This window comes from Pseudomonas sp. HMSC065H01, from assembly GCF_001815235.1.
Classification (GTDB): domain Bacteria; phylum Pseudomonadota; class Gammaproteobacteria; order Pseudomonadales; family Pseudomonadaceae; genus Pseudomonas; species Pseudomonas aeruginosa.
This window is the reverse complement of the sequence record NZ_KV819907.1, coordinates 1-612: the sequence shown is the minus strand read 5'-3', so window position 1 is coordinate 612 and position 612 is coordinate 1. Positions and strand designations below refer to the sequence as shown.

Here is a 612-nt window from a genome sequence, read left to right as displayed (position 1 = left end):
CGTTCGCGCCGGCGAACACGAAAAGGCTACGGGTGAACATCCATCAGCAGGTGCCCAATGGTTGAGCCTGGCGCAGTTCCTCCCCGGCAGAGCACAAGGCCGGGATGGCACATTGCCAACAAAATACCCCTTGCCCGCCACCGTTGTTTTATCGTTGTTGCCAGCCCCTGATCTGGCGGAAAAGCCCGCTCCATGAATCGTCATGGAGCCTCCCATGTTTCAACTCCTTTCCTGGATATCCAGGAAGCCGTCCCCCACCCCACCAACCAAAGCTGCCGCTGGGGGATTCCTCCCGCCTCTGAGCAGTATGGAGCTGCTCGGCACGCCTCGGCGCCGGCAGCTACTGGAGAACATCTGGCAGCGTGCCTCGCTATCCAAGCAGCAATTCGAGGAGATCTACCGGCGGCCATTGGCCAACTATGCCGAGCTGGTCCAGCAGCTCCCAGCTTCGGAAAACCATCACCATGCCCATCCAGGCGGGATGATCGATCACGGCCTGGAGATCGTGGCCTATGCACTGAAGGTGCGGCAGACTTACCTGCTCCCGATCGGCGCAGCGCCAGAGTCACAGTCAGCCCAAGCTGAAGCCTGGTCGGCCGCCGCGGCTTATGG

At 61.3% G+C, this 612-nt stretch carries 2 protein-coding genes; both read left to right on the top strand.

What is annotated here, in order from left to right:
* The coding region (locus HMPREF3014_RS34945) for a hypothetical protein (RefSeq protein WP_218189583.1) at positions 1 to 196 on the top strand (196 nt) is incomplete at its 5' end.
* Positions 197 to 214: 18 nt separating this feature from the next.
* Positions 215 to 612, top strand: a 398-nt coding sequence (locus tag HMPREF3014_RS22470) for a TraI domain-containing protein (RefSeq protein WP_177344982.1), incomplete at its 3' end; no start/stop codon positions are given.